Origin of the sequence: Streptomyces sp. 15-116A (assembly GCF_025290915.1) — a bacterium.
Lineage (GTDB): Bacteria > Actinomycetota > Actinomycetes > Streptomycetales > Streptomycetaceae > Streptomyces.
The window spans coordinates 1-7,731 of record NZ_JAOCQE010000284.1 but is presented as its reverse complement, the minus strand read 5'-3'; the positions used below and the strand labels follow the sequence as shown (position 1 = coordinate 7,731).

The following is a 7,731-nucleotide window of genomic DNA, read 5'->3' as shown; positions in this document are numbered from 1 at the left end:
GGCTGCTGCGCCGCCGCACCGGGCTGCGGCTGCATGACCTCGGCCCGCTGCGCGCGGCCCGGCGCGAGGACCTGCTGGGCCTGCGCCTGACCGACCGGCGCAGCGGCTATCCGCTGCAGATGGTGCTGCGCGCCGCCGACGCGGGCTGGCGCGTCACCGAGCACGACGTGCCCTATCTGCCGCGCACCGGCGCGTCCAAGGTGACCGGCACCTGGCGCGGCACCTGGCAGGCGGTACGGGACATGAGCCGCGTCCTGCGGGAGGCGCCCCTGCGCGAGGACGTGGCCCTGTGACCAGCGACGTGACGCTTCTCGTCATCGCCAAGGAGCCGCGGCCGGGCCGGGTGAAGACCAGGCTGACCCCGCCCTTCACGCCCGTGCAGGCGGCGGACCTCGCCGGTGCCGCGCTCGCGGACACCCTGGACGCGGTGGCCCGCACGCCGGCGAGACGCCGGGTCCTGGTGCTCGACGGAACGTCGGGCCCCTGGCTGCCGGCCGGCATCGAGGTCGTACCGCAGTGCGCGGGCGGCCTCGACGAGCGGCTGGCCGGTGCCTTCGCGGGCTGCGACGGCCCGGCGCTGCTGATCGGCATGGACACCCCGCAGGTCACCCCGGAGCTGCTCACCGTCGACTTCACGGACTGCGAGGCGTACTTCGGTCCGGCGGAGGACGGCGGCTTCTGGGCGCTGGGCCTGGCCGTCCCCGACCCGGCCCTGGTCCGCGGCGTCCCCATGTCCACGCCCCACACCGGCACGGCCCAGCGCCGCCGCCTCGCCCACCTGCGCGTCCGCGAACTGCCGCGCCTGCGGGACGTGGACACGGCGCACGACGCGGCACTGGTGGCCGCAACGGCTCCCGGCAGCCGCTTCGCCGCGCGCCTGGCCCGCCTGACGGCGTCCCACCGGTGAACACCGCACGCCGACCGCGGACGAGCGGGCACCCAGCGCCGGGCGGGCCCCGGCACCTCCCGCCCGGCCTCAGGAAAGGCAGCCCACGATGAGCACCACAACCGCCCGCATCGGTACGCAGCGGGCCGGCGGCCCCACCGTTCGGGCCTGGTCCGTCGACCCCTACGCAGCCGCCCTGCGCGCCGGGCGCGGGCCGCTGTTCCTGCGGCGGGCGGACGGGTGGCTGCTGCCGTTGGACGTCGAGCGCTGGTGCGCGGAGGCCGACGCCGCCGATCTGGAGGTGCTCCGGCACTGCGAGGGCGCGGTGCTCGACGTGGGCTGCGGCCCCGGTCGGCTGCTCACCGCGCTCGCCGCGCAGGGACGTCGCGCCCTCGGCATCGACGTCAGCGAGGCCGCGGTCGCCCGTACCGTCCGGCGCGGCGGGCAAGCGCTGCACCGCTCCGTGTTCGATCCCCTGCCCGGCACCGGCCGCTGGGGCACGGCGCTGCTGCTGGACGGCAACATCGGCATCGGCGGCGATCCGCCCGCCCTGCTCGACCGGCTGACCCACCTCCTCGCACCGGGGGGCCTGGTGCTCGCCGAGACGGTCCCGTGCCCGGACGTCGACGAACGCGTGCTGGTCCAGGTCACCGACGCCCGCGGCACCCCCGGGACTCCTTTCCCCTGGGCCCGTCTCGGCACCCCGGGCCTGCTGCGGCACGCGCACGAGGCGGGCTGGCGGGACGAGGGCCACTGGACGGCCGACGGCCGCTGCTTCGTGGCCCTCCGCACCGGCCGGGCGACCGGGCGGCGCTGAATCAGCCGGAGGCCGACGGACGCGGACGCCGCCGGCGCCGCGCCCTGCGTGCCCGTACGACGTACAGCAGCGCGGAGCCGCCGAAGAGGGCGGCCGTGACGAGCAGCCAGCGGGCCGCATAGCCGTCGGCCGACAGGGCGGTGACGCGGGCGTACCGCTCCGACACCCGGCCGGTGATCAGCGGGAACCACACGAGCAGCAGCAGCCCGGACAGCGCGGCCGGCACCCGCACATGGTTGACCCAGCGGCCCGCGCCCTTGATCAGCGCACGGTCGGCCACCCCGTACAGCGGCACCAGCACCAGGTCGTGCAGCACCGCCGCGCCCACGAACCACAGCGCGATCAGCAGCCAGTCACCGTCGAGCAACCGCACGCCCGCGTATCCGCACAGGGCGAACGAGCAGAGCAGCACCAGCAGGTGGAACGGGCTGCCGAGCACCGGCCGCGGAATCCTCATCGGTGTCCTCACAGGCTCAGGGGTTCACAGGTCACACGTCACACGTCACGGTCACAGGTCCGAGAAGGTCAGCCGGGCCACCCACTTGGTGTTCAGCACCCCGGGAGCGGCGGGGACGATGATCCGCGCCGGGTGGCCGTGATCGGGGGTGAGCTCCTCGCCGTTGACGAACAGGGCGAGCAGGGAGCGCGGGTCGGCGACCTGGTTGGCGCGCAGTGCCGCCTTGCGGAAGGCGCCCCGGCGCTGCAGCGACTCGACGAACACGTCGGTCGGCTCCTCCTCGCCGACCAGCGCCGCGAGGTCGCGCAGCCGCACACCCCGCCACCACTGGTCGGAGGTCGACCAGCCCTCCACGCAGGCGATGGGCAGGGCGGCGCTGTGCAGCGGCATGGCCAGCAGGTCGGCGCGGGTGAGCCGGACGGTGCCGGAACGCCCCGTGACGACCAGCCGCCAGGCCTCCGCGCTCGTCTCGGCCGGGCGGATCCCGGCGTAGGCGGCCGTCTTGTTGACCTGGAAGCCTCCGGGTCCTGTGCCGGGCTCGGGCCCGCCGTGCGGGGTGAGGACGGCGGTCTGCCGCAGCGGCCCGTCGAAACTGCGCCCGGCGGAGGTGACGAACATCAGCAGCGAGGCACCACCGACCAGCCCGAACGCCCCGCGCCGCGAGATCGTCGGCGGGTCGGGGTCCGGCGCCACCAGATCGCCGGCCTCCTCCCCCTCGTGCTCCCTCATGCCGCCGTGCTGCCTCATCCCACGCAGATTGCGCAGCGCCACCGGCGTCTTCAGCGCCACATGGGCGAGGAACGCGCCGAAGAACACCCAGGCACCGTAGAAGTGCAGGGGGTAGAAGGAGCCGGGGAAGACGTAGTCGAGCTGGACGTTGAGGACGCCGGTGGTGAACTGGAACAGCGCGCCGCCGACCAGGAGCAGCAGCGACAGCCGTTCCAGGGCATGGCTGAGCGAGCGGGCCGGGGGCATGGTGAACAGCCGGGGCAACACCGACCACAGCTTGGCCAGCAGCACCGGGATCAGGGTCAGCCCGAGGGTGACGTGGACGCCCTGGGTGAGCCGGTACAGCCACGACGGGTCGGTGGGCCAGGAGAAGAGGTAGAAGCCGAGGATCCCCTTGCCGGGGGTCTTGTCGTTCACCGGGGACAGATCCGGGTTGTACGCGGCGTACGACAGCAGCCCCGTCACGAACAGGACCGTGATGCCGGCGAGAAGCACGACGCCGAGCACGGCGGTGAAGCGGGGGCCGCGCAGCGGGCTGCGCCAGCGCGGGGCGGGGAGGGTGGGGAGGACGGACCGAGCCATGTACCGACCGTAGGTCCGCAGCACCCCGGCAGCGGGGTCATGACCGATGACGAAACGCTGACGTCCGCGCTCGTCGGCGGCTTCCGCGCGTCCGTCCGGCCTAGCGTGACGGCGTGAACCGCGATCTCCGCAGAGACCTCCGCCGCGATCTGTACGCCGTCGGCGCCGCCGCGCTGCTGGTGGTGGCCGCCGCGCTGATCGGCTGGTCGATCCAGCGCCGGGACGGCACCCTGCGGGTGAACTGGCCTCCGCTGCTGGCCGACTGGGGGCCGCACCTCGGTGTGGGCACCCCGGCGGCGGTGCTGGTCGCGGCGGCCGTCGTCGTCCACGGCCCCGCGCTCGCGCGGCGGCTGGCGTGGCGCACGCTCCTGGCGGGCGTCTGGGCGGCCGCCCTGGCCTGGACGTGGTCCCTCGCGCTGATCGACGGCTGGCACCGGGGTATCGCCGAGCAGCTGACCACCCGGCAGGAGTATCTGAGGGCCGTCGACCGCTTCGACGACATCCCCGCCGCCCTGCGGGACTTCGCCGCGCACATTCTCGCCGACGCGCCCGACAACTGGCCCGCCCATGTCGCCGGGCACCCTCCGGGCGCCACGCTCACGTTCGTGCTGCTGGACCGGATCGGGCTGGGCGGCGGAGGCTGGGCGGGCGCCTTCTGCATCACGGTGGGCACCACCGCGACCGTGGCGATCCTGCTCGCCGTCCGCGCCCTCGCCGACGAGTCCCACGCCCGCCGCGCCGCCCCGTTCCTGGTGCTGGCCCCGGCGGCGGTGTGGGTGGGCACGTCCGCCGACGGGTACTTCACGGCGGTCGCCGCCTGGGCGGTCGCGCTGCTGGCCCTCGCCGTGACCGGACACCGCCCGCGCTGGACCGGCCTCGGTTCGGGACTGCTGTTCGGGCTGACCGTGTATCTGTCGTACGGCCTGACGCTGTTCGCGGTGATCGGCGCGGCGGTGCTGCTGCTGGGCACGGGGCGGCTGAGGCCGCTGCCATGTCTGGCGGCGGGATTCCTGGTCGTCCCGGCGGTGTTCACGGCCCTGGGCTTCGACTGGTGGGAGGCGTACCGCCTGCTGGTCCCCCGCTACTACCAGGGCGTGGGCGGCATCCGGCCGTACGGCTACTGGGTGTGGGCGAACTTCGCCTGCACGGTGCTGATCGTGGGCCCGGCGGCGGTGGCGGGACTGCGCCGGTGCGGCGCACTGCTCATCGGCCGGCGCGGCCGGCTCACCACCGGTCCTGCGCCCCGCCTGGCGCTGCTCGTGCTGTCCGCCCTCCTCGCGCTGGTGATCGCGGACCTGTCCGGCATGAGCAAGGCGGAGACGGAACGCATCTGGCTCCCGTTCGCCTTCTGGCTGCTGCCCGCCGCCGCCCTCCTGCCCGCCCCGCGCGCGTGGCTGGCCGGGCAGGCGGTGCTCGCGCTGCTGCTCAACCACCTGCTGGTGACGGGGTGGTGAGCGGTCAGGCCGGGGCAAGCGCGGAGGTGTCCGAAGCCGGGGCGGGGGTGAAGAACGCGTGCGGGGGGACCGTCCCGGCGACGACGCCCGCGAAGCGGTTCATCGCCTCCGCTTCACCACTCGCCGCCGCCAGCAGGCGGGCCGTGTCGTCCGGCGGGGGCGCGAGGGTGGCGAGCCCGGTGGTGAACTCGTACATCTCCGCCACGCGCGCGTCCCGGGCCGCCGCGTAACCGGACAGCGCCTCGCCGAACGGGCGGCGCCCGGTGAAGACGTCGTCCAGGGCCCCGGAGCACAGCTCCGCGTCGTGGAACGCGTCGCTGATGCCCTGCGCGGTGATCGGGTCCTTGGTGTGCCCGGCGTCCCCGACGAGCGCCCAGCCCGGACCGTAGGGCCTGCGGAAGAAGTTGGGCACGGACCCGCCGAGGAACCGTTCCTCCCGGTGGGCCGCCCGCAGCCGCTCCGCGAACTCCGGGGCCAGGTCGAGGGTGGCGAGGAAGGTGCCCTCCACATCCGCCCGGTACGCGTGCGCCTCCGCGCGGGGCCGTCCCGCGACCACCACGGTCAGGCCGTCGTGGGTCGGGATGGTGCCCCAGCCGGCGCCGGGACGGGCGTAGGTCTCGAAACCGGAGACGGGCAGGCCGGACCAGTAGGAGTAGTAGCCCCACTGGAGCGGTGGCTTCGTCCGGTACTCCGGGGCGCCCACCGCCCTCGCGACCCGCGAGGAGCGCCCGTCGGCGCCGATCACCACGCGCCCGTGCTCGGTCACCGGCGGGCCGCCGTGGTCGTGACCGCGGACGCCCGTGACCGTGCCGTCCTCGATGAGCACCTCGTCCACCGTGAACCGCTCACGCACCTCCGCGCCCGCCTCGGCCGCCGCCGCGACCAGGAGCGCGTCGAGGATGCGGCGCCGCGGCCCGTAGCCGACGCCGGTACCGTCGTACGGCGGCGGGCTGCCGGTGAGGGTGAACGGGCCGAAGTCGAAGGAGTACGTCCGGACCGGCGGGCAGCCGGTGGCGATCAGGCGGTCGAGCAGTCCCCAGCGGGCCAGGGCCGCCACGCCCGGGGGATGGATCATGTGCGTCGATAGGGTGTCGCTCGGGAACGCGGCCCGGTCGACCAGCAGCACCCGGTATCCCTTGCGGGCCAGCAGCATCGCCGTGGGCGCCCCGGCGCAGCGGGCTCCGACCACGATCGCGTCGTATGCGGTGGACATGCCGTCCTCCTGATGTCCCGGCCTCGAACGCTGACGAACCCGAGCATGCGATCCCGGCCGTTCCACGGGCGTTCCGCCTGGCGCGGCTCCGTGGGCGCACTCACTTCCTCCGGGCGTCCCGCACCGGCCCCTCGAACGCCGTTCCTGCACCGCCCGGGGATCCCGCCGTCGCCGTGGGGTGCCGCGGGGGACGGCCACCGGCTGCCGTCCTCCGGGAGGTGTCTTCGCTCAGCCGGTCCCGGGCCCGCGAGGCCTCCTCCCGCCAGATCGCCGCCGCGCCGCCCATCTCCAGAAGCCGCTCGGCCGCCCAGCGGGCCTCCGCCGTGTCACCGGCGCGTTCCGCCGCCGCCAGCAGGATGCGGTGCAGCATCGCCCGCATGCCGGGCGCGGGCTGGCTGCCCGGCAGGGCGGCGATCACGCGTCGGCAGCGGCCCACCCCGCGCTGCGGACGGCCGTCGAGCACGTCGACGTACCCGGAGAACGCCTCCGTGGGCATCCAGGTGGGCGGGCCGGGGCTGTCGTGCCCGATCTCCGCCAGTGCCCGCACCTGGGTGCGCAGCCCGTCGTCGTCGCCCATGTCCAGCGCCAGCACGCAGGCGAAGATCCGGGCGACGACCCGCGAGAAGAGGTGCCCCGACTCCTCCGCGTAGGCCAGTGCGGTGTCCCGCGTCGCGAGCACCTCGGCGGCCGGGCGGTGCAGGAACCACAGGGTGTTGGCGAGGCGGCTCAGGCACACCACGCGCGGATCCTGGCCGTAGCGCAGCACGTGCAGGGCGCGCCGCTCGGGACGGTAGTGGCGCACGGCCCGCTCGAAGTGCTCCCGAGCGGTACCGAACCGGGCCTGCCAGAACGCGGCGATGCCGAGTACGTACGCGGCCTCCACCACCAGCACCTCGTCGCCCGACTCCGTTCCCCGTACGAGGAGTTGTTCGCCGTAGCGCTGGGCGGCCGCGAAGTCGGAGCCGGCCGTGCTGGTCAGGGCCAGCGAACGCACCAGCGGCGGCGCGAGCTCGGTGCCGAGCCGAGCGGACAGCTCGAGGGCCCTTTCATGGACGGCGGACAGGCGGGCGGAGGCGTAGCCCTCGGCGCGTCCGAGGGGCGCGGGCAGCGCGGCGAGCAGCTGGAGTTCGAGCGTGTCGCGCCGCACGGTGGGCGGCTGCTCGCTCAGCCGGTTCAGCATGCGGTCGAGCAGGCCGATCGCCTGGGCGTCGGCGTGCAGCCGGCCGGCGGCGTCGGCGGCGCGCAGCGTCCACGGCACGGCCGCGAGCACGTCACCGGCGCGCACATGGTGCTCGGCGATCGGGCCGCACAGCTCGTCGAGGGTCGCCTCCCCGGCCCGGGCCAGCACCTCGGCGACCCGGCGGTGGTGGTGCCGGCGCAGGGCGGGACTGAGGGCGGCGTAGGCCACCTCACGGATCTTCTCGTGGGCGAAGTCGTAGGCATCGAGGCCCTGTTCGCGCACGACACGGCGCCGCCACAGCTCGTCGAGGGCCGCGATCAGACGGGCTTCGTCGACGCCCGCGGCGGCGCCTAGGACGTCGGCGGTGAACTCGCGTCCGATGGTGGCGGCCACCCCCAGCAGTCCGGCAGCGT

The 7,731-nt window shown here is 75.0% G+C and carries 7 protein-coding genes and 1 pseudogene; 4 read left to right on the top strand and 4 right to left on the bottom strand.

What is annotated here, in order from left to right; translation table 11 throughout:
• The 3 genes and pseudogenes from N4P33_RS29725 to N4P33_RS29715 all read left to right on the top strand — a co-directional run.
• Positions 1-293 (top strand): annotated as a pseudogene (locus N4P33_RS29725) (glycosyltransferase); the annotation flags it as partial.
• Entirely contained in the window at positions 290-907 is a 618-nt protein-coding gene (locus N4P33_RS29720) for a DUF2064 domain-containing protein (protein ID WP_260830044.1), read from the top strand. The pseudogene N4P33_RS29725 and the gene N4P33_RS29720, both read left to right, overlap by 4 nt.
• An 88-nt stretch (positions 908-995) precedes the next feature.
• Positions 996-1,703, top strand: a complete 708-nt coding sequence (locus N4P33_RS29715; RefSeq protein WP_260830043.1) for a class I SAM-dependent methyltransferase — start codon at positions 996-998, stop codon at positions 1,701-1,703.
• 1 nt (position 1,704) lies between these two features.
• On the opposite strand, the gene N4P33_RS29710 is transcribed toward N4P33_RS29715, so the two are convergent.
• Both N4P33_RS29710 and N4P33_RS29705 read right to left on the bottom strand, forming a co-directional pair.
• On the bottom strand, positions 1,705-2,160 hold the full coding sequence (locus N4P33_RS29710) for a hypothetical protein (protein ID WP_260830042.1): 456 nt from the start codon (positions 2,158-2,160) through the stop codon (positions 1,705-1,707).
• Positions 2,161-2,211: 51 nt separating this feature from the next.
• Entirely contained in the window at positions 2,212-3,471 is a 1,260-nt protein-coding gene (locus N4P33_RS29705) for a molybdopterin-dependent oxidoreductase (protein WP_260830041.1), read from the bottom strand.
• A 113-nt stretch (positions 3,472-3,584) separates the two neighbouring features.
• On the opposite strand from N4P33_RS29705, the gene N4P33_RS29700 reads away from it, so the two are divergent.
• Positions 3,585-4,925, top strand: a complete 1,341-nt coding sequence (locus tag N4P33_RS29700) for a hypothetical protein (protein WP_260830040.1) — start codon at positions 3,585-3,587, stop codon at positions 4,923-4,925.
• Between the two features lie 4 nt (positions 4,926-4,929).
• Here N4P33_RS29700 and N4P33_RS29695 read toward each other — a convergent pair whose 3' ends face one another.
• Entirely contained in the window at positions 4,930-6,138 is a 1,209-nt protein-coding gene (locus N4P33_RS29695) for an NAD(P)/FAD-dependent oxidoreductase (protein WP_260830039.1), read from the bottom strand.
• A 100-nt stretch (positions 6,139-6,238) separates the two neighbouring features.
• A partial coding sequence (locus N4P33_RS29690; RefSeq protein ID WP_260830038.1) for a hypothetical protein occupies positions 6,239-7,731 on the bottom strand: 1,493 nt, incomplete at its 5' end.

Coding starts and splice junctions, on each gene's coding strand:
- N4P33_RS29715 (WP_260830043.1), top strand. CDS start 996: ATGAGCACCACAACCGCCCGCATCGGTACGCAGCGGGCCGGCGGCCCC.
- N4P33_RS29710 (WP_260830042.1), bottom strand. CDS start 2,160: ATGAGGATTCCGCGGCCGGTGCTCGGCAGCCCGTTCCACCTGCTGGTG.
- N4P33_RS29705 (WP_260830041.1), bottom strand. CDS start 3,471: ATGGCTCGGTCCGTCCTCCCCACCCTCCCCGCCCCGCGCTGGCGCAGC.
- N4P33_RS29695 (WP_260830039.1), bottom strand. CDS start 6,138: ATGTCCACCGCATACGACGCGATCGTGGTCGGAGCCCGCTGCGCCGGG.